This window comes from Streptomyces sp. NPDC008163 (genome assembly GCF_042956885.1).
GTDB lineage: Bacteria > Actinomycetota > Actinomycetes > Streptomycetales > Streptomycetaceae > Streptomyces > Streptomyces drozdowiczii_A.
Map to the genome: position 1 here is coordinate 288,438 of NZ_JBIBHG010000001.1, position 18,439 is coordinate 306,876.

Consider the following 18,439-nt stretch of genomic DNA (forward strand, 5'->3'; position numbering starts at 1 on the left):
ATCTTGAGAGGATGCGCTGGTGAGTGACGAGGTGGAGCCCGGTTCCGTACGGGTACGGCTGGACCTGGCCTATGACGGCAAGGACTTCTCGGGCTGGGCGAAGCAGACCGCGCGGCGGACGGTCCAGGGCGAGATCGAGGATGCGCTGCGGACCGTGACCCGCTCCTCACGCACGTACGACCTGACGGTGGCCGGCCGCACCGACGCGGGGGTGCACGCCCGGGGCCAGGTCGCCCATGTCGACCTGCCGGAAGAGGTCTGGGCCGAGCACGAGGAGAAGCTGCTGCGGCGGCTGGCCGGGCGGATGGCCCCCGATGTGCGGGTCTGGCGGATCGCGGAGGCGGCGCCCGGGTTCAACGCCCGGTTCTCCGCGCTGTGGCGCCGGTACGCGTACCGCATCGCCGACCGCCCCGGCGGCGTCGACCCCCTCGTCCGGGGCCATGTGCTCTGGCACGACCGGCCGCTGGACGTGGCCGCGATGAACGCCGCGGCGGCGCGGATGACCGGGGAGCACGACTTCGCCGCGTACTGCAAGAAGCGCGAGGGCGCGACGACGATCCGGACGCTCCAGAAGCTGCACTGGGTGCGCGACGCGGAGACCGGGATCATCACCGGGACCGTGCAGGCGGACGCGTTCTGCCACAACATGGTGCGCGCCCTCGTCGGGGCGATGCTCTTCGTCGGCGACGGGCGGCGCCCCGACCCCTGGCCGGCCGAGGTGCTGGCCGCCGCGGTGCGTGATCCCGGGGTGCACGTGGTGCGCCCGCACGGGCTGACGCTGGAGGAGGTCGCGTACCCGGCCGACGGGCTGCTGGCGGCGCGCGCGGTGGAGGCGCGCAACGTGCGGACGCTGCCGGGGGCGGGCTGCTGCTAGGTCGTCGTGATGTCGGCGGCGGCCGACGCCTGGACCTCGCCGCGGTGGCGGATGCGGCGGAACGTGTAGTCCGTCAGGTCGTCGCCGGTCGTGTAGACGTCCTTGTCGGCCTTGGTGGCGTTGCGGCCGTCCGTGAAGCCGCCGACCGTGAAGTACGCGTACCGGCCGTACGAGTTCGCGGTGCGGCGGCAGATCACGCCGTCGCGGCAGAAGACCGGGACGCCCGAGCCGCTCAGCGAGGCCAGCCCGCCGGTCGCCAGCCGCGCGGCGCGTTTCGCCCGGGCCTCCGTGTCGAAGACCGCGATGCCGACGGTGACCGCCACGCCGTCGCGGCTGTACGTGGCCCGGATGACCTGGTCGCAGCCGTTGGCGGTGAGGATCGCGCCCAGCGCGCCCTGGGTGGTCGCCGCGCACTGCTCGGTGCGGTGGGTGGCGCCCCTGGCGTACGTACGGCCTCCGGCGGTCAGCTCGGCGTCGGGGAAGAAGGCGTCCACGTCGACCGGCAGCCGGTCCTTCTTCACGTCGGCTATGTAGTCGCGGGGGTCCGGCGGGGGCGGGGGCGCCACCGACGAGAAGGACGGATCGGGGGCGGGGAGCCCGGTCGGCGGGTCGTCTGCCGTGGGCAGCTCGCTCGCGTGCTCCCCGGCCCGGCCGCCGGAGCCGTTCGCGGAGATCACCGCCGTCGCCACGACCGCGGCCACGGCCGCCGTGGCGAGGGCCCCGCCGCCGATCAGCAGCCACTTCTTGCGCCGGGCGCGGGCCGCGGAGGCATCGGCCAGCGCCTCCCAGTCGGGAGTGCCGCCGTTCCCGGGCCCCCCGGAGGGCCCCCCGTCCCCAAAGCTCATGCCGCGCATCCTAGACGCCGCGTAATCCGGTTGGGCCAACCGCGCGGCGCCCGTGACAATGCTCTGCATGGGACATCTCGAAGCGGGCCACCTTGAGTACTACCTTCCGGACGGGCGGGTGCTGCTCGGCGATGCCTCCTTCCGGGTGGCCGACGGTGCCGTCGTCGCCCTCGTCGGGGCGAACGGCGCCGGCAAGACCACGCTGCTGCGGCTGCTCGCCGGGGAGCTCCAGCCGCACGGCGGCTCGGTGTCGGTGAGCGGCGGGCTCGGCGTGATGCGCCAGTTCGTCGGCTCGGTCCGCGACGAGCGCACCGTGCGCGACCTGCTGGTCTCCGTGGCGCAGCCCCGTATCCGGGAGGCCGCGCTCGCCGTCGACCGGGCCGAGGAGCGCATCCTCACCGTGGACGACGAGGCCGCGCAGATGGCGTACGCGCAGGCGCTGAGCGACTGGGCGGAGGCGCGCGGCTACGAGGCCGAGACGGTGTGGGACATGTGCACCATGGCCGCGCTCGGCGTCCCGTACGAGAAGGCGCAGTGGCGCGAGGTGCGCACGCTCTCCGGCGGTGAGCAGAAGCGGCTGGTCCTGGAGGCCCTGCTGCGGGGGCCCGACGAGGTGCTGCTCCTGGACGAGCCGGACAACTATCTGGACGTGCCGGGCAAGCGGTGGCTGGAGGAGCGGCTGAGGGAGACCCGCAAGACGGTGCTCTTCGTCTCCCACGACCGGGAGCTGCTGTCCCGTGCCGCGCAGAAGATCGTCAGCGTGGAGCCGGGCCCGGCCGGCAGCGACGTCTGGGTCCACGGCGGCGGCTTCGACACGTACCACCAGGCCCGCAAGGAGCGGTTCGCCCGCTTCGAGGAGCTGCTGCGGCGCTGGGAGGAGGAGCACAAGCGGCTGAAGGCGCTCGTGCACCGGCTGCGCCAGCAGGCGGCGATCAGCCCCGACATGGCGAGCCGCTACCACGCGATGCAGACCCGGTTCCGGAAGTTCGAGGAGGCGGGCCCGCCGCCGGAGCCGCCGCGCGAGCAGGACATCCGGATGCGGCTGCGCGGCGGCCGGACCGGGGTGCGGGCGGTGACCTGCAAGGGGCTGGAGCTGACCGGCCTGATGAAACCGTTCGACCTGGAGGTCTTCTACGGGGAACGGGTCGCGGTCCTCGGCTCCAACGGGTCCGGCAAGTCCCACTTCCTGCGGCTCCTCGCGGGCGAGCCCGTCGCGCACACGGGGGAGTGGAAGCTCGGTGCGCGGGTGGTCCCCGGGCACTTCGCGCAGACCCACGCGCACCCGGAGCTGCTGGGCCGCACGCTGGTCGACATCCTGTGGACCGAGCAGGCGAAGGACCGGGGCGGGGCGATGTCCGTGCTGCGCCGCTACGAGCTGGAGCGGCAGGGGGACCAGCCGTTCGAGAAGCTGTCCGGCGGGCAGCAGGCCCGGTTCCAGATCCTGCTCCTGGAGCTGTCCGGCACGACCGCGCTGCTGCTGGACGAGCCGACGGACAACCTGGACCTGGAGTCGGCGGAGGCGTTGCAGGACGGCCTGGAGGCGTACGAGGGCACGGTGCTCGCGGTGACGCACGACCGGTGGTTCGCGAAGAGCTTCGACCGGTACCTGGTCTTCGGCTCGGACGGGGTCGTCCGCGAGACCTCGGAGCCGGTGTGGGACGAGCGGCGGGTCGAGCGGGCGCGGTAGGGGACGCGTTTTGACCCGTCCCGGGCCGGACGGGTAGTCTCGACGTTTGTTATGCGTATGGGCTGCGTCTTCATGGCGCGCACCGTGCGCAGGTTCTCTGGAGCAGTTACCAGTGGCTCGCATACGGGCATCGCCCCGGCATTGTGTGCCCCAGCTGCATGATCGCTTCAGAGGTGTCGTGTGTCTGGACCCCATCCACTGAAGAAGCGAAGGCTACGAAGTGCGTACGTACAGCCCCAAGCCCGGCGATGTGACCCGCCAGTGGCACATCATTGACGCGCAGGACATCGTCCTGGGCCGTCTCGCCACCACGGCTGCGAACCTCCTGCGAGGCAAGCACAAGGCGATCTACGCCCCCCACATGGACATGGGCGACTTCGTCATCATCATCAACGCCGACAAGGTTCACCTGTCCGGCAACAAGCGGACCCAGAAGATGGCGTACCGCCACTCCGGGTTCCCGGGCGGTCTGCGCTCCGTGCGCTACGACGACCTGCTCGCGAACAACCCCGAGAAGGCCGTCGAGAAGGCCATCAAGGGCATGATCCCCAAGAACTCCCTGGGCCGTCAGATGATCTCGAAGCTGAAGGTCTACGCGGGCGACCAGCACCCGCACGCTGCGCAGCAGCCGGTCCCGTACGAGATCACCCAGGTCGCGCAGTAGTTCCGGCCTCCCCCCAAAGACATAAAGAAAGATCTGAGGAGAATCGTGGCCGAGACCACTGTTGAGACCGTCGAGGGCACCGAGGGCGAGGAGACCTTCGCCGAGGTGACCACCTTCGAGTCCGAGGTCCCCGTCGAGGGTGAGTACACCTCCGAGTCGCTCGCCGGCCGCTTCGGCGACCCGCAGCCCGCCGCCGGCCTGGGCCGTCGCAAGAACGCCATCGCCCGCGTCCGGATCGTTCCGGGCACCGGCAAGTGGAAGATCAACGGTCGCACCCTCGAGAGCTACTTCCCGAACAAGGTGCACCAGCAGGAAGTCAACGAGCCCTTCAAGGTGCTCGAGCTCGACGGCCGTTACGACGTCATCGCCCGCATCGCGGGTGGCGGCGTCTCGGGTCAGGCCGGCGCCCTGCGCCTGGGTGTGGCCCGCGCGCTGAACGAGGCGGACGTGGACAACAACCGCGCGACCCTGAAGAAGGCCGGCTTCCTCTCCCGCGACGACCGTGCGGTCGAGCGCAAGAAGGCCGGTCTCAAGAAGGCCCGCAAGGCCCCGCAGTACAGCAAGCGCTAAACCGCCTGCTCATCCGCGTTACACGTTCGCCCCGGCGGCACCTCTCGTGCTGCCGGGGCGTTCGTTTATCGACATCCTCGGGCATATAACGGCATAAGGCGTTCATAGGCTTGTTGGTTGCGTGATCTGATCTTTTGCGTTTCGGAGCACTTTCGGAGGACACCAGTGGGACGACTCTTCGGCACGGACGGCGTGCGCGGTGTCGCCAATGCGGACCTGACGGCCGAGCTCGCGCTCGGCCTCTCGGTGGCCGCGGCACACGTACTGGCCGAGGCGGGCACCTTCGAGGGCCATCGGCCGACGGCCGTGGTCGGCCGTGACCCACGCGCCTCCGGAGAGTTCCTGGAGGCCGCCGTGGTGGCCGGCCTGGCGAGCGCGGGCGTCGACGTCCTGCGCGTCGGCGTGCTGCCGACCCCGGCCGTGGCCTACCTGACCGGCGCGCTCGGCGCCGACATCGGGGTCATGCTCTCCGCCAGCCACAACGCCATGCCGGACAACGGTGTCAAGTTCTTCGCCCGGGGCGGCCACAAGCTCGCCGACGAGCTGGAGGACCGCATCGAGACGGTCTACGAGCAGCACCGCACCGGTGAGCCGTGGACCCGCCCCACCGGCGCCGGCGTCGGCCGCGTCACGGACTACGTGGAGGGCTTCGACCGGTACGTCGCCCACCTCATCGGCGTCCTCCCGAACCGCCTCGACGGCCTGAAGGTCGTCCTGGACGAGGCGCACGGCGCCGCCGCCCGCGTCTCGCCCGAGGCGTTCGCCCGCGCCGGGGCCGAGGTCGTCACGATCGGCGCCGAGCCGGACGGGCTGAACATCAACGACGGCTGCGGCTCCACCCATCTGGCCCTGCTGCGCGCCGCCGTCGTCGAGCACGGCGCGGACCTGGGCATCGCGCACGACGGCGACGCCGACCGCTGCCTGGCCGTGGACGCGGCGGGCGAGGAGGTCGACGGCGACCAGATCCTCGCCGTGCTGGCCCTCGCCATGCGCGAGGCCGGACAGCTGCGCCGGGACACCGTGGTCGGCACCGTAATGTCGAACCTCGGCTTCAAGCTGGCCATGGAGCGCGAGGGCATCCAGCTCGTCCAGACGGCCGTCGGCGACCGCTACGTCCTGGAGTCCATGAAGGCCGAGGGCTACGCGCTGGGCGGCGAGCAGTCCGGCCACGTCATCGTCCTGGACCACGCCACGACCGGCGACGGCACCCTGACCGGCCTGATGCTCGCCGCCCGGGTCGCCGCGACGGGCCGCCCGCTCGCCGAGCTGGCAGGGGTCATGGAGCGCCTGCCGCAGGTCCTGGTCAACGTCCCGGACGTCGACAAGTCCCGCGTGCACACCTCGCAGGAGGTGGCCGCCGCCGTCGCGGACGCCGAGCGCGAGCTGGGCCACACCGGCCGCGTGCTGCTGCGCCCCTCGGGCACGGAGCCGCTGGTGCGGGTCATGGTCGAGGCGGCGGACATCGAGCAGGCCCGCACGGTGGCGGGGCAGCTGGCGGACGTCGTGAAGTCGGCGCTGGGCTAGAGGGTAGGGGCGGGCGCTCTCGCGGGCGCGCCCGCCCCTTCCGCAGCCGCTGTCAGTGCGTCGGTGCCGTGGGCTTCGTGTGGGCGCGCTGATGGGCCCGCTGGTGGCGGCGGGTCGTCCGCCACAGCGCCTTCTGCACCAGCAGCGTCAGCGTGCCCGCGACCACGATCCCGCCGAGGTTCGCCAGCAGCTGCTGGACGGACCCGGTCATCTGGCTGTAGTCCCGGTAGCTGAAGGCCACCGCCGCGTTGGCCGCCGCCGGTACGGTCGTCACCGAGATCGCGACCCCGATGAGCGCGCCGGACTTCGCCGAGGTCAGCGAGAGCGTCCCCGCGATGCCGGCCAGGAACGCCACGACGAACGACATCCAGTCCGGCTGCCAGACGAACGCGGTGTTCGGCCGCTTCCCCTCGATCATCCCGCGGTCGAACAGCCCGAAGGCGTCCATCAGCCAGGCGAAGCCCACCGTCAGCAGCATCGCCGCGGCGAACCCGCCGATCAGCGCGATCAGCGAGCGCCACACCAGGTGCGGGGCGCGCTGCACCAGCGCCGTCGAGATCCCGGCGAGCGGCCCGAACTCGGGGCCCACCGCCATCGCGCCCACGATCAGGATCGCGTTGTCCAGCATCACCCCGCAGGCGGCGAGCATCGTCGCCACCGCGAGGAACGCGACATAGGTGGCGCTGAACGTCGAGTCGTCGTGGGTGGCCTCGACCAGCTCCTCCCAGAGCACCGCGTCCGACCCCTCGCCCGGCGCCTCCTCCTCCGCCCGGTCGGCGCGCGCGGAGAGCGTCAGGTCCATGTTCTCGACGGTGATCGCACCGAAGTCGTCGAGCCCGATCCTGCGCAGCTCGGCGATCAGCTCGTCGCCCGCCTCGCGCGCCACGTCGCACAGCACGATGTCGCCCACCGGGTCGCGCGCGACCCCCGGCAGCACCGCGAGGTGTGTGGTGCCGACGGTCCGCTCCAGCAGGTTCGTCACCTCGTCCGTGCGGTCGGCGGGGACGAGCAGACGCAGATGCAGCACGGGGCGGACCCTTCCGGTTCAGAGCTTGCGCAGCGACAGCCGCTGGACCTTGTGGTCGGGCCCCTTGCGCAGCACCAGCGTGGCACGTCCCCGCGTCGGCGCCACGTTCTCCACCAGATTCGGCCGGTTGATGGTGCGCCACATGGTGGCCGCGTACTCCATCGCCTCGGCCTCGGAGACCTGGGTGTACTTGCGGAAGTACGAGGACGGGTCCTGGAACGCCGTCTCGCGCAGCTTCCGGAAGCGGTTGAGGTACCAGGTCTCGATGTCCTCCGGCCTGGCGTCCACGTACACGCTGAAGTCGAAGTAGTCGGCGAGCCCGACCCTGGTGCGGCCGTCTTTGCCGGGCAGGGCGGGCTGGAGGACGTTCAGCCCCTCCACGATCAGGATGTCCGGGCGGCGCACGGTGAGCCGTTCGCCGGGCACGATGTCGTAGATCAGGTGCGAGTAGACCGGGGCGGTGACCTCGTCCTTGCCCGCCTTGATGTCGGCGACGAAACGGGTCAGGGCGCGCCGGTCGTACGACTCCGGGAACCCCTTGCGGGACATCAGGCCCCGCGCGTGGAGCTCCTTCATCGGCAGCAGGAACCCGTCGGTGGTGACCAGCTCGACCCGGGGGTGCTCCGGCCAGCGGGCCAGCAGGGCCCGGAGGATGCGCGCGGTGGTGGACTTGCCGACGGCGACACTGCCCGCGACGCCTATGACGAACGGGGTGCCGCGCTGCGCGCCCTGCCCGTTGCCCGCGTCGCCGAGGAAGGTGTTGAGCGCGCCGCGCAGCCCGGAGGTGGCCTGCACGTACAGGTTCAGCAACCGCGAGAGCGGCAGATAGACGTCCCGCACCTCGTCGAGATCGATGACGTCGCCGAGCCCGCGCAGCCGCTCCACCTCCTCGGCGGTCAGCGGCAGCGGCGTCTTGTCGCGCAGCGCGCTCCACTCCGCCCGGGAGAGGTCGACGTACGGCGTCGCCGCGTGCTCGGCGCGTCGGGGGCTCCGTGCGGGTGAGGTGATCACGTCTTCATTGTTGCGGGAGTTCTACGGGAGCGGAGGGTGGGGTCGGTCACGTGGGTGCTCCGGCCCTCTCGGCACCGACGGCGACGGCCGCCGACCGCCGTACGGAACAGAGCCGGCCGGGCACCCCGAGGGGTGTCCGGCCGGTCGTGCGTGCGGGACGGGTCAGTCCGTGCCGGCCTCCATCGCCGCGCGGTCCAGCATCTCGTCCTGGTCCGAGACCTCGCCGCGCGAGGCGATGGCCTCGGCGCCGCCCTCGGGGAGCTGGCCGATCAGGCCGGTGGCGGCGGCCTGGGCCGCGCCGATGGCCGGGTTCGCGGTGCCGATCATGCCGAGGCCCGCGTACTGCTCCAGCTTGGCGCGGGAGTCCGCGATGTCCAGGTTCCGCATGGTGAGCTGGCCGATGCGGTCGACCGGGCCGAAGGCGGAGTCCTCGGTGCGCTCCATGGACAGCTTGTCCGGGTGGTAGCTGAAGGCCGGGCCCGTGGTGTCGAGGACCGAGTAGTCCTCGCCGCGCCGCAGCCGCAGGGTGACCTCGCCGGTGACGGCGGTGCCGACCCAGCGCTGGATCGACTCGCGGACCATCAGCGCCTGCGGGTCCAGCCAGCGGCCCTCGTACATCAGCCGGCCGAGGCGGCGGCCCTCGTTGTGGTACTGCGCGAGGGTGTCCTCGTTGTGGATGGCGTTGACCAGGCGCTCGTACGCGGCGTGCAGCAGGGCCATGCCGGGGGCCTCGTAGATGCCCCGGCTCTTGGCCTCGATGATCCGGTTCTCGATCTGGTCGGACATGCCCAGGCCGTGGCGGCCACCGATGGCGTTCGCCTTCAGGACCAGGTCGACGGCGGTCTCGAACTTCTCGCCGTTGATCGTGACCGGGCGGCCCTGGTCGAAGCCGATCGTGACGTCCTCGGTCTCGATCTCGACCGACGGGTCCCAGAACCGCACGCCCATGATCGGCTCGACGGTCTCCACACCGGTGTTCAGGTGCTCCAGCGTCTTGGCCTCGTGGGTGGCGCCCCAGATGTTGGCGTCCGTGGAGTACGCCTTCTCGGTGCTGTCCCGGTAGGGCAGGCCGTGGGCGACCAGCCACTCCGACATCTCCTTGCGGCCGCCGAGCTCCGTCACGAACTCGGCGTCCAGCCAGGGCTTGTAGATGCGCAGGTGCGGATTGGCCAGCAGGCCGTAGCGGTAGAACCGCTCGATGTCGTTGCCCTTGAACGTGGAGCCGTCGCCCCAGATCTGGACGTCGTCCTCCAGCATCGCCCGGACCAGGAGCGTGCCGGTGACCGCGCGGCCCAGCGGCGTCGTGTTGAAGTACGCCCGGCCGCCCGAGCGGATGTGGAACGCCCCGCACGTCAGCGCGGCCAGGCCCTCCTCGACGAGTGCGGCGCGGCAGTCGACCAGGCGGGCGAGCTCGGCGCCGTACGTCTTGGCGCGGCCCGGGACCGAGGCGATGTCGGGCTCGTCGTACTGGCCGATGTCGGCGGTGTAGGTGCACGGGACGGCACCCTTGTCGCGCATCCACGCGACCGCGACCGAGGTGTCGAGGCCGCCCGAGAAGGCGATGCCGACGCGTTCGCCGGTGGGCAGGGAGGTGAGGACCTTGGACATAGGAAGATTATGCATCATCTCGCATGATCATGCAACGTCTCGGGTGTGACTCCGCCGGGAATACCCCTAGGGGGTATGTGGTTGAGGAGCTGCGTACGGGAAACCCGTCCCGTACCGCCCGACGGAGGGAAGCGCGATGGATCACGTCCACCACGGCGGTCACGCCACCTGGAGGATGGCGGCGCAGGCGACCCTGCACTGCCTCACCGGCTGCGCGATCGGCGAGATCCTCGGCATGGTGATCGGCACGGCGGCCGGCCTGCACAACGGCGCCACCGTGGCCCTCTCCATCGCCCTGGCCTTCGTCTTCGGTTACGCGCTGACCATGCGCGGCGTCCTGAAGGCGGACGTGCCCCTGCGGCAGGCGCTGAAGGTGGCGCTGGCCGCCGACACGCTGTCGATCGCCGTCATGGAGCTCATCGACAACACCGTCATGGTCACCATCCCCGGCGCCATGGACGCGGGCCTGTCCGACGTCCTGTTCTGGGGCGCGCTCGCCGGCTCGCTGGCCCTCGCCTTCGTCATCACCACACCGGTCAACCGCTGGATGATCGGACGCGGCAAGGGCCACGCCGTGGTGCACGCCTATCACTGAGCGCGTACGGGGCTCACTTCCGCCAGAACAGGTGGTGGGTCACCCCGCTCGGGCTCGGCACGACGTCCAGGTGGAAGCGGTCGCGGAGGTCGTCCGGGGAGTCCCAGAGGCGCATGCCCGTCCCGAGCTTCACCGGGGACACCGCCACGTGCAGGGTGTCGACCAGGTCGGCGTCCAGGAACTCCCTGATGGTGGAGACCCCGCCACCGAGCCGTACGTCCTTGCCCTGCGCGGCCTCCCGGGCCTGGGCGAGGACGTCGGCGGGCTCGCCGTCCACGAAGTGGAAGGTGGTGTCGGAGAGCGTGAAGGAGGGCCGCTTGTGGTGCGTCAGGACGAACACCGGGGTGTGGAACGGCGGCTCGTCGCCCCACCAGCCCTGCCACTCGTGGTTCTCCCACGGACCGCGCTGCGGGCTGAACTTGTTGCGGCCCATGATCTCGGCGCCGATGTTGAGCGAGAAGTCCCGCGTCATGTAGTCGTCCAGGCCCCGGCTGCCGCCCGGGTCCCTCCGGCCCGGCCAGCTCGCGGTCGCCCCGGCCCAGGAGAACAGCTGCCCCGGGTCGACGTGGCCGAAGGGCCGCTCCAGGGTCTGGTTCTCCCCGCAGGCGACCCCGTCGGCGGAGACGGTGAAGTTCTGGACCTTCAGCAGTTGAGTCATGAGTGCTCTTCTCCCGGTGATGGGTGACAACGCAAGGGGTGACTCCTCGGGCCGCCCGGACTCATCGCCGTACGCCGTCCCGATTTCTCATCCCACCGTAAGCGCCGCGTTCCCCCGCACCCGGCGCGCCCGGATGTCCGCGATGGCGTCCCCGGTGCGTGACCAGTCGCGGACCGAGCGTATCTCCGGGTGCAGTCGCCCGCCCGCCACCGGCCTTACCGGGGCGGCGAGTTCGGCCGCGTACGCGGTGTCGGCACGGGTGTGGCCGAAGTGGGCGATACGGGCCCGGGCCGGGCCGCCGAAGAAGTCCGGTGTGACCGGGGTGCGGCTCCGGACCGTGCCGCCCGCCTCGGCGGCGGGGAGCGGTGCGCGCACCGCGGGCTCCTCAGGCGAAGACGACGTCGTGGGCGTGCAGGGTGTCGAAGTGCTCCCGGACCGAGGCGATCCGACCGTCGCGCACGGTGAACACGGCCAGGCAGTGCTGGTCGTAGCGGGCGCCCTTCCGGGTCAGCGCGCGTGTGTTCCACTCCGCGAGCACCCGCTCGCCCTCCGCGATCGCGCCCAGGAACTCGATCTCCACGGTCTCCGGCACCAGCCGGGCGGTCATCGCCGCCACGAACTCGTCGAAGATCTGGTCCGGCCCGGTCCAGGTGCCCGAGACCGGGAGGTCCCCGGCGAGCGTCCAGGTGACATCGGCGTCGAAGAACGCCCTCAGCCGGTCCATGTCGCCGGCGGCGAGGGTCTTCATGTAGTCGAGGACGACGTCCTTGGGGGTGCCGCTCATGGTCGTAAGCCCTTCCGTGACTGCTTCTTTCCGATGCCTGAACGCTATGGAGACCGGGGCCCCGCGGGGAAAGACCTGTTCCCGATCGCTCCAGACCCGCGCGGCATCACGGCAGGTCATATGCTGTTCGTCATGTCGGATCTACGACGCCTGCGCTATTTCCTGGCCGTGGCGGAGGAACGCAACTTCACCCGCGCCGCCGAGCGCCTGCACATCGCGCAGCCCGCGCTCAGCCGCCAGATCCGGGAGCTGGAGCGCGAGTTGGGCGTACGGCTCCTGGACCGCACCACGCACTCCGTCGAACCCACGGAGGCCGGGCGGCTGCTGATGGAGCGCGGCGCGGCCCTCAGCGAGGAGGCGGACCGCCTCTGGCGCGATGTGCGCGGCTTCGCCGGGGGCGAGAGCGGCACGCTGGTGCTCGGCTACAGCATGAGTACGAGTTACGAGACGGCCCCCGCGATCCTCGCCGCCCTGGCGGACCGGCTGCCCGGCATCACCGCCGACACCCGGCTGCTGTCCACCGCCGAGATCCTGTCCGGGGTCGCCGACGGCACCCTCGACGCGGGCCTGGTCCGCTGCCCGCCGCCGACGCCAGAACTCGTGCGGACGCTCGTACGGCTGGAACCGCAGGGCGTCCTGATGTCCGCCGCCCACCGCCTCGCGGCGCGCCCCGCCGTGGACCCGGCCGAGCTGTCCCCGGAAACGCTGCTCATCCACCCGCGCGAGGCGAACCCGGGTCACTACGACGCGATCACCGCGCTCCTGGCCGCGGCGGGCGCCGGCCCCGGACTGCTCCTCCGCCCGCTGGCGTTCGACGCCGGCCACACCCCGGTCGCCCGGGGCGAAGCGGTCTCGGTCGTCGGCGACTCGGCCGCCCCGAGCCTGCCGGCGGGCCTGGTCTGGCGCCCCCTGACCGGAGGAGCGGCCATCGAACTCCACCTCCTCACCCGGGGCCGGGGCGGGCGCCCCGTCACCGCCCAACTCCTGCGCGTGGCCGGCGAGGTGGCCCGGGCCGGAGGGTGGCTGCGGTCGCCGGGGGCGGTGGGGTGAGCACCCGGGGCCCGGCGGTCACCAGGGGAGGACGGCGAGGGCTTCCACTTCCATGAGCAGGTCCGGCCGGAAGAGCGCGGCCACCTGCACGGCCGTGCTGGCCGGGGGGCGCGTCACGTCGACATGGGCGTCCCGCGCGACGCGGATGGCCGGCAGGAACGCCACGTCGGTGACGTAGAAGGTGAGCTTCGCGACATCGGCGAACGTCGCCCCGCCCGCCTCCAGGCACCGCTTCAGATTCTCGAAGACCTGGCGCGCCTGGGCGGCGGGATCGCCTTCCCCGACCAGATTCCCCTTCTCGTCCAGCGCGATCTGCCCCGAGACCACGACGAGCCTGCCCTCGCCCACGACGACATGGCTGTAGCCCTGGGCAGGGGCGACGCCCTCCGGCGCGACGTGGGTCAGCATGGTCTCGACGGAATCCTCTGTTTTGTCCTGCACGGTGCCCTCTCTCCTCCGGTCGTCCCAGCGGGCCAACGATAGGCGGTACGAACGGGGTTGGGAGGGGCGAGCCCGTCACGGGCGGACGCTAGCCGCGGAACTGGCGGTACGTCAGCTGCTTCACCCGGCGCAGCAGCGGCATCGACTCCACGTGTTCGACGCCGTCCAGGCCGCCCAGGCGTTCGCTGAGGTAGCGGTACAAGTGGGCGGAATCGCGGGTGATCACGACGGCCATCAGGTTCGACGGGCCCGTGGTGGCCGCCGCGTACGCCACCTCCGGGTCGGCCCCGAGCGCCTCGCCCACCGCGTGGAGGGCGCGGGGGGCGGCGGTGACGCAGAGCATGCTGGAGTTGCGGAAGCCGAAGTAGCCGGCGTCGAACTCCACGTCCACGTACAGCGCGCCGGACGCGATCAGCCGGGCCAGGCGGCGCCGGACCGCCGATTCGGAGAGGCCGGTCGCGCTCTGGAGTTCGGCGTACGTGACCCGGCCGTCCCGTTCGACCGCGGCGACCAGCGGTTCGTCGTCGGCGGTGATGACCCGCGGGCCGGGCGGGGCGGGGTCGGGGGCCGGGGCGAGGGCGGCGGCCTCCTCGGCCGTCAGCGCGGTGCTCTTGTGCAGCCAGCCGCTCGGGCCGCCGTAGAACCGGTGCAGCAGCTGGTGGGCGCGGATGTCCACGATGTGCGGGGTGCGCGGCAGCTTGCCGAGGAGCAGGTCGTCCGCGTCGCCCCGGTTGCGGACGTTGGCCGTGCACGTCACCTCGGTGCCGCCCGAGGTCAGCCCGACCCAGGCGGTGTCGGGGCGCTTGGCCAGGGCCTCCGCGATGGCCGTGGCACCCTCCGGCGCGCACCGCACCCGCAGCAGCCAGTGCTCGAACGGCTCGTCGGAGGCGGCGCACCGGACTCCGACGACCCGCAGCCCGCCCTCCGCCCGCAGCCTCCGGAAGCGGCGCGCGACCGTCTGGTCGGAGACGCCGAGGACGGTCGCGATCCGGCTGAAGGACGCGCGGGCGTCCAGCTCCAGCGCGTGCAGGACGCGCAGATCCAGAGCGTCGCCCCGGGTGGGTGATTCCACTCCCGAAGGCCCCTTCCGTGTCGGATTCCGGCGCCGGGGTGCCACTGGCTGGGGATTCCGGCCGCTCGCATCCGATCGTACGGGGGTGGCCGCCGGTCACACGGAACCCGTACGGGAGAAGGACAAGGACATGCGTAAGTGGGGGCCGCTCACCGCGGTCTGTCTGGGGACGTTCATGCTGCTGCTGGACGTCACGATCGTCATCGTGGCACTGCCCGACATGGCGAAGGCGCTCGACGCCTCGCTCTCCGACCTGCAATGGGTCATCGACGGCTACGCCCTCGCGCTGGCCGCCCTGCTCCTCGGCACGGGCGCGGCGGCCGACCGGCTCGGCCGGCGCCGGGTCCACGTCGTCGGCGTCGTCCTCTTCGCCGCCGCCTCGCTGGCCTGCGGGCTCGCCGCCTCACCGGGCCTGCTGGTGGCGGCGCGCGCCGTCCAGGGCGTGGGGGCCGCCGCGATGTTCGCGACGACGCTGCCGCTGCTCGCCTCGGTCTACCGGGGCAAGGACCGGTCCGTGGCGCTCGGGCTCTGGGGCGCGGTGGCCGGGGGCGCCGCCGCGATCGGGCCCGTGGTCGGCGGGCTGCTCGCCGAGGGGCCCGGCTGGCGGTGGATCTTCTACGTCAACCTCCCCGTGAGCGTCGCCGCGATCTGGCTGACCCTGCGGACCGTGCCCGAGTCGCACGGGGCGCGGGACCGGCGCACCGACTGGGCGGGGACCGTCGCCTTCGCGGTGTTCGCCGGGGCGGCCACGTACGCCGTCGTCCGGGCGGGCAGCGTCGGCTGGGGGTCCGGGCAGACGCTCGTCACGTTCGGGATCGCCGCGCTCGCCCTGGTCTGCTTCGTCGTCGTGGAGCTGCGCGTCGAGCACCCGCTGCTCGACCTGTCGCTGTTCCGCACCTCCGCGTTCACCGGGGTGATGGCCGGGGCGCTCGCCTTCAACATGGCGGCCTTCGGCGTGCTGCCGTACACCTCGATCTGGCTGCAGACGGTCCTCGGACTCAGCCCCGTCCAGGGCGGCCTGGCGGTCCTGCCGCTCGCCGCCACCTCGTTCGTGGTCGCCGCCGCCGGCGGCCGGCTGCTGCACGGGGTGCAGCCGCGCTTCACCATCGGCATCGGGCTCGCCCTCATCGGCGCCGGCACCCTGGCCCAGGCGGTCCTGGGCGCGGGCTCCTCCTGGCCCGCCCTGATCCCGGGGCTGGCGCTCGCGGGCATCGGTACGGGGCTGGTCTCGCCGGCCATCGCGGGCGCGGCGCTCGCGGCGGTCCCGCCGGAACGGGCCGGGACGGCGGGCGGCGCGGTCAACACCTTCCGCCAGCTCGGTTACGCCTTCGGGGTCGCCGTGCTCGGGACGGTGCTGACCTCCCGGATGGCGGAGAGCCTGGGCGACGGAAGGTCCCACGCCCTGGCGGGCGGCGGCGCGGCGGGGCTGCGGGCCGCCGGGATGCCGGAGCACGCGCTGCGGACGGCGTTCGCCTCGGGACTGAACACGGCCGCGGTGGTGGCCGGTGCGGTGGGCCTCGTCGCGGGTGTCGCGGTGCTGCTGCTGGTCAAGGGCGAGCGGAAGGCGCCGGACGCGTCGAAGACGGCGGGCAGCGGTGCCGTGCCGGAGGCCGTACGGGCGGGGTGAGGGCGCGGCGGCGCGTGGTCCTCAATCGGCTCATGGGCCCGGTTTTCTGCGATTATGCGAAGAACAGGGCCTAGTGACCATGAAGGGACCACTATGTGCGGAATCGTGGGTTACGTCGGCGGGCAGTCGGCGCAGGACGTCGTCGTCGCGGGCCTCAAGCGGCTGGAGTACCGGGGCTACGACTCCGCCGGCATCGCCGTCCTCGCCGACGGCGGGCTCGCCGCCGCCAAGAAGGCCGGGAAGCTCGTCAACCTGGAGAAGGAGCTCGGCGAGCACCCGCTCCCGGCCGGCACCGCCGGGATCGGGCACACCCGCTGGGCCACCCACGGCGGGCCCACCGACGCCAACGCCCACCCGCACCTGGACAACGCCGGCCGCGTCGCCGTCGTCCACAACGGGATCATCGAGAACTTCGCCGCCCTGCGCACCGAGCTCGGCGAGCGCGGCCACGACCTGATCTCCGAGACCGACACCGAGACCGTCGCCCACCTCCTCGCCGAGGCGTACAGCCAGAGCGGGGAGCCGGCCGAGGCCATGCGCCAGGTGTGCCGCCGCCTGGAAGGGGCGTTCACCCTGGTCGCGGTCTTCGCGGACGCGCCCGACGTGGTGGTCGGCGCCCGGCGCAACTCCCCGCTCGTTGTGGGGCTCGGGGACGACGAGTCCTTCCTCGCCTCCGACGTCGCCGCGTTCATCGAGCACACCCGGTCCGCGATCGAGCTCGGCCAGGACCAGGTGGTGGAGCTGCGCCGGGACGGCGTCCTCGTCACCGGCTTCGACGGCCGCCCCGCCCAGGTGCGCGAGTACCACGTGGACTGGGACGCCTCGGCCGCCGAGAAGGGCGGGTACGCCTCCTTCATGCTCAAGGAGATCGCCGAGCAGCCGAAGGCCGTCACCGACACCCTCCTCGGCCGCATCGACCCCGAGGGCACCCTCCACCTCGACGAGGTCCGCATCACGCGCGGCGAGCTGCGCGAGGTCGACAAGGTGGTGATCGTCGCCTGCGGCACCGCGTACCACGCCGGGATGATCGCCAAGTACGCCATCGAGCACTGGACCCGCATCCCCTGCGAGACCGAGCTCGCCAGCGAGTTCCGCTACCGCGACCCGATCCTGGACCCGCACACCCTGGTCGTCGCCATCTCGCAGTCCGGCGAGACCATGGACACCCTGATGGCCCTGCGGCACGCCCGCGAGCAGGGCGCGAAGGTCCTCGCCATCTGCAACACCAACGGCTCGACCATCCCGCGCGAGTCCGACGCGGTGCTCTACACGCACGCCGGGCCCGAGGTCGCCGTCGCCTCCACCAAGGCGTTCCTCACCCAGCTCGTCGCCTGCTACCTCGTCGCCCTCTACCTGGGCCAGGTGCGCGGCACCAAGTGGGGCGACGAGATCCGCACCGTCATCCGGCAGCTCTCCGAGATCAGCGGCTCCGTCGAACGGGTCCTGGAGACCATGGAGCCCGTCCGGGAGCTGGCCCGTTCGCTCGCCTCCCACGACACCGTGCTCTTCCTCGGCCGCCACGTCGGCTTCCCGGTCGCCCTGGAGGGCGCGCTGAAGCTGAAGGAACTCGCGTACATGCACGCCGAGGGCTTCGCCGCCGGTGAGCTGAAGCACGGGCCGATCGCGCTCATCGAGGACGGGCTGCCCGTCGTCGTCGTGGTCCCGTCCCCGGCCGGGCGGTCCGTGCTGCACGGCAAGATCGTGTCGAACATCCAGGAGATCCGGGCCCGGGGCGCCCGTACCGTCGTCATCGCCGAGGAGGGCGACGACGAGGTCGTCCCGTACGCCGACCACCTCATCCGGATCCCCGCAACGCCTACGCTGCTTCAGCCGCTGGTCGCCACCGTGCCGTTGCAGGTCTTCGCCTGCGAGCTCGCGACGGCCCGGGGCAACGAGGTGGACCAGCCGCGCAACCTGGCGAAGTCCGTCACCGTGGAGTGAGCCGAGCAGTGAGGGTGGGAACGTGATCATCGGGGTCGGGATCGACGTGGCGGAGATCGAGCGGTTCGACGCGGCGCTGGAGCGTACGCCGCAGCTCGCTTCGCGGCTGTTCGTGGAGGCGGAGCTGCTGCTGCCGAGCGGCGAGCGGCGCGGGATCGCCTCGCTGGCCGCGCGGTTCGCCGCGAAGGAGGCCCTGGCGAAGGCGCTCGGGGCGCCCGGCGGGCTGCTGTGGACGGACGCCGAGGTGTACGTGGAGGAGAGCGGGCAGCCGAGGTTGCGGGTACGCGGCACGGTGGCGGCTTGCGCCGCCGGGCTGGGGGTGCGGCAGTGGCATGTGTCGCTCAGCCACGACGCGGGGGTCGCCTCCGCGGTGGTGATCGCGGAGGGGTGACGGGGGCTCTTGCCCCTGTGGCCTCGGGTGCTCCGGCGGGCCGGTTCCGTCCTCAATCGCCGGACGGGCT

General features: G+C 72.2%; 19 protein-coding genes. 10 read left to right on the forward strand and 9 right to left on the reverse strand.

Features of this window, described 5'->3' with window-relative positions; translation table 11 throughout:
- The first annotated feature begins 19 nt into the window (after positions 1–19).
- A complete protein-coding gene (gene truA / locus ACFZAT_RS01480) occupies positions 20–874 on the forward strand; it encodes a tRNA pseudouridine(38-40) synthase TruA (RefSeq protein WP_391258463.1) in 855 nt (284 codons plus the stop codon).
- Here truA and ACFZAT_RS01485 read toward each other — a convergent pair.
- Positions 871–1,719 carry a hypothetical protein gene (locus tag ACFZAT_RS01485; protein WP_391258466.1) on the reverse strand — a complete coding sequence of 283 codons (849 nt, stop codon included), beginning with the start codon at positions 1,717–1,719 and terminating at the stop codon, positions 871–873. The two genes, truA and ACFZAT_RS01485, sit on opposite strands and share 4 nt — an antisense overlap.
- A 58-nt stretch (positions 1,720–1,777) precedes the next feature.
- Here ACFZAT_RS01485 and ACFZAT_RS01490 point away from each other — a divergent pair, with 58 nt between their 5' ends.
- The 4 genes from ACFZAT_RS01490 (at position 1,778) to glmM (ending at position 6,164) form a co-directional block, all read left to right on the forward strand.
- A complete protein-coding gene (locus ACFZAT_RS01490) occupies positions 1,778–3,406 on the forward strand; it encodes an ATP-binding cassette domain-containing protein (protein ID WP_391260157.1) in 1,629 nt (542 codons plus the stop codon).
- A gap of 220 nt (positions 3,407–3,626) precedes the next feature.
- Positions 3,627–4,070, forward strand: coding sequence for a 50S ribosomal protein L13 (rplM, locus tag ACFZAT_RS01495; protein ID WP_073964425.1), 444 nt, complete (start codon positions 3,627–3,629; stop codon positions 4,068–4,070).
- A gap of 45 nt (positions 4,071–4,115) precedes the next feature.
- Positions 4,116–4,640: a 30S ribosomal protein S9 gene (gene rpsI / locus ACFZAT_RS01500; protein ID WP_018101205.1), complete on the forward strand. Its 525-nt coding sequence runs from the start codon at positions 4,116–4,118 to the stop codon at positions 4,638–4,640.
- A 165-nt stretch (positions 4,641–4,805) separates the two neighbouring features.
- Entirely contained in the window at positions 4,806–6,164 is a 1,359-nt protein-coding gene (gene glmM, locus ACFZAT_RS01505) for a phosphoglucosamine mutase (protein ID WP_391258471.1), read from the forward strand.
- Between the two features lie 52 nt (positions 6,165–6,216).
- Here the strand turns inward: glmM and ACFZAT_RS01510 are convergent, their stop codons facing one another.
- From ACFZAT_RS01510 to argG, 3 genes are all read right to left on the reverse strand, one after another.
- A complete protein-coding gene (locus tag ACFZAT_RS01510; protein WP_391258474.1) occupies positions 6,217–7,191 on the reverse strand; it encodes a DUF389 domain-containing protein in 975 nt (324 codons plus the stop codon).
- 18 nt (positions 7,192–7,209) lie between these two features.
- Complete coding sequence (gene coaA, locus ACFZAT_RS01515) at positions 7,210–8,202, reverse strand: type I pantothenate kinase (RefSeq protein WP_161211383.1); 993 nt, start codon at positions 8,200–8,202, stop codon at positions 7,210–7,212.
- A gap of 162 nt (positions 8,203–8,364) precedes the next feature.
- Complete coding sequence (gene argG / locus ACFZAT_RS01520; RefSeq protein ID WP_073964420.1) at positions 8,365–9,810, reverse strand: argininosuccinate synthase; 1,446 nt, start codon at positions 9,808–9,810, stop codon at positions 8,365–8,367.
- Between the two features lie 136 nt (positions 9,811–9,946).
- On the opposite strand from argG, the gene ACFZAT_RS01525 reads away from it, so the two are divergent.
- The gene (locus ACFZAT_RS01525; RefSeq protein WP_073964419.1) at positions 9,947–10,405 is read left to right on the forward strand and encodes a DUF4396 domain-containing protein; all 459 of its coding nucleotides are present in this window, start codon (positions 9,947–9,949) and stop codon (positions 10,403–10,405) included.
- Positions 10,406–10,418: 13 nt separating this feature from the next.
- Here ACFZAT_RS01525 and ACFZAT_RS01530 read toward each other — a convergent pair whose 3' ends face one another.
- The 3 genes from ACFZAT_RS01530 to ACFZAT_RS01540 all read right to left on the reverse strand — a co-directional run bounded on the left by ACFZAT_RS01530 (position 10,419) and on the right by ACFZAT_RS01540 (position 11,847).
- Positions 10,419–11,063 (reverse strand): dihydrofolate reductase family protein, encoded by a 645-nt coding sequence (locus tag ACFZAT_RS01530; protein ID WP_391258478.1) that lies wholly within the window; start codon positions 11,061–11,063, stop codon positions 10,419–10,421.
- Between the two features lie 87 nt (positions 11,064–11,150).
- Positions 11,151–11,438: a hypothetical protein gene (locus tag ACFZAT_RS01535; RefSeq protein ID WP_391258480.1), complete on the reverse strand. Its 288-nt coding sequence runs from the start codon at positions 11,436–11,438 to the stop codon at positions 11,151–11,153.
- A gap of 10 nt (positions 11,439–11,448) precedes the next feature.
- Positions 11,449–11,847, reverse strand: coding sequence for a nuclear transport factor 2 family protein (locus ACFZAT_RS01540; RefSeq protein ID WP_391258484.1), 399 nt, complete (start codon positions 11,845–11,847; stop codon positions 11,449–11,451).
- Positions 11,848–11,979: 132 nt separating this feature from the next.
- Between ACFZAT_RS01540 and ACFZAT_RS01545 the strand changes: the two genes are divergently transcribed.
- Positions 11,980–12,897, forward strand: coding sequence for a LysR family transcriptional regulator (locus ACFZAT_RS01545; RefSeq protein ID WP_391258487.1), 918 nt, complete (start codon positions 11,980–11,982; stop codon positions 12,895–12,897).
- An 18-nt stretch (positions 12,898–12,915) separates the two neighbouring features.
- Here ACFZAT_RS01545 and ACFZAT_RS01550 read toward each other — a convergent pair whose 3' ends face one another.
- Together ACFZAT_RS01550 and ACFZAT_RS01555 are read right to left on the reverse strand one after the other, a co-directional pair.
- Entirely contained in the window at positions 12,916–13,305 is a 390-nt protein-coding gene (locus tag ACFZAT_RS01550; RefSeq protein ID WP_391260160.1) for a Rid family hydrolase, read from the reverse strand.
- Positions 13,306–13,426: 121 nt separating this feature from the next.
- Positions 13,427–14,410 carry an AsnC family transcriptional regulator gene (locus ACFZAT_RS01555; protein WP_391258489.1) on the reverse strand — a complete coding sequence of 328 codons (984 nt, stop codon included), beginning with the start codon at positions 14,408–14,410 and terminating at the stop codon, positions 13,427–13,429.
- Positions 14,411–14,540: 130 nt separating this feature from the next.
- Here ACFZAT_RS01555 and ACFZAT_RS01560 point away from each other — a divergent pair, with 130 nt between their 5' ends.
- From ACFZAT_RS01560 to ACFZAT_RS01570, 3 genes are all read left to right on the forward strand, one after another.
- Positions 14,541–16,037 (forward strand): DHA2 family efflux MFS transporter permease subunit, encoded by a 1,497-nt coding sequence (locus ACFZAT_RS01560; RefSeq protein WP_391258491.1) that lies wholly within the window; start codon positions 14,541–14,543, stop codon positions 16,035–16,037.
- 93 nt (positions 16,038–16,130) lie between these two features.
- Positions 16,131–17,978 carry a glutamine--fructose-6-phosphate transaminase (isomerizing) gene (glmS, locus tag ACFZAT_RS01565; RefSeq protein WP_391258494.1) on the forward strand — a complete coding sequence of 616 codons (1,848 nt, stop codon included), beginning with the start codon at positions 16,131–16,133 and terminating at the stop codon, positions 17,976–17,978.
- Between the two features lie 22 nt (positions 17,979–18,000).
- The gene (locus ACFZAT_RS01570) at positions 18,001–18,369 is read left to right on the forward strand and encodes a holo-ACP synthase (RefSeq protein WP_391258496.1); all 369 of its coding nucleotides are present in this window, start codon (positions 18,001–18,003) and stop codon (positions 18,367–18,369) included.
- The last annotated feature ends 70 nt before the right edge of the window (positions 18,370–18,439 follow it).

What these genes read in the sequence shown, in the direction of transcription:
- argG (WP_073964420.1), bottom strand. Translation starts at nt 9,810, where the DNA reads ATGTCCAAGGTCCTCACCTCCCTGCCCACCGGCGAACGCGTCGGCATC.
- ACFZAT_RS01525 (WP_073964419.1), top strand. Translation starts at nt 9,947, where the DNA reads ATGGATCACGTCCACCACGGCGGTCACGCCACCTGGAGGATGGCGGCG.
- ACFZAT_RS01490 (WP_391260157.1), top strand. Translation starts at nt 1,778, where the DNA reads ATGCTCTGCATGGGACATCTCGAAGCGGGCCACCTTGAGTACTACCTT.
- ACFZAT_RS01530 (WP_391258478.1), bottom strand. Translation starts at nt 11,063, where the DNA reads ATGACTCAACTGCTGAAGGTCCAGAACTTCACCGTCTCCGCCGACGGG.
- ACFZAT_RS01485 (WP_391258466.1), bottom strand. Translation starts at nt 1,719, where the DNA reads ATGAGCTTTGGGGACGGGGGGCCCTCCGGGGGGCCCGGGAACGGCGGC.
- ACFZAT_RS01545 (WP_391258487.1), top strand. Translation starts at nt 11,980, where the DNA reads ATGTCGGATCTACGACGCCTGCGCTATTTCCTGGCCGTGGCGGAGGAA.
- ACFZAT_RS01560 (WP_391258491.1), top strand. Translation starts at nt 14,541, where the DNA reads ATGCGTAAGTGGGGGCCGCTCACCGCGGTCTGTCTGGGGACGTTCATG.
- ACFZAT_RS01540 (WP_391258484.1), bottom strand. Translation starts at nt 11,847, where the DNA reads ATGAGCGGCACCCCCAAGGACGTCGTCCTCGACTACATGAAGACCCTC.
- glmS (WP_391258494.1), top strand. Translation starts at nt 16,131, where the DNA reads ATGTGCGGAATCGTGGGTTACGTCGGCGGGCAGTCGGCGCAGGACGTC.
- ACFZAT_RS01550 (WP_391260160.1), bottom strand. Translation starts at nt 13,305, where the DNA reads ATGCTGACCCACGTCGCGCCGGAGGGCGTCGCCCCTGCCCAGGGCTAC.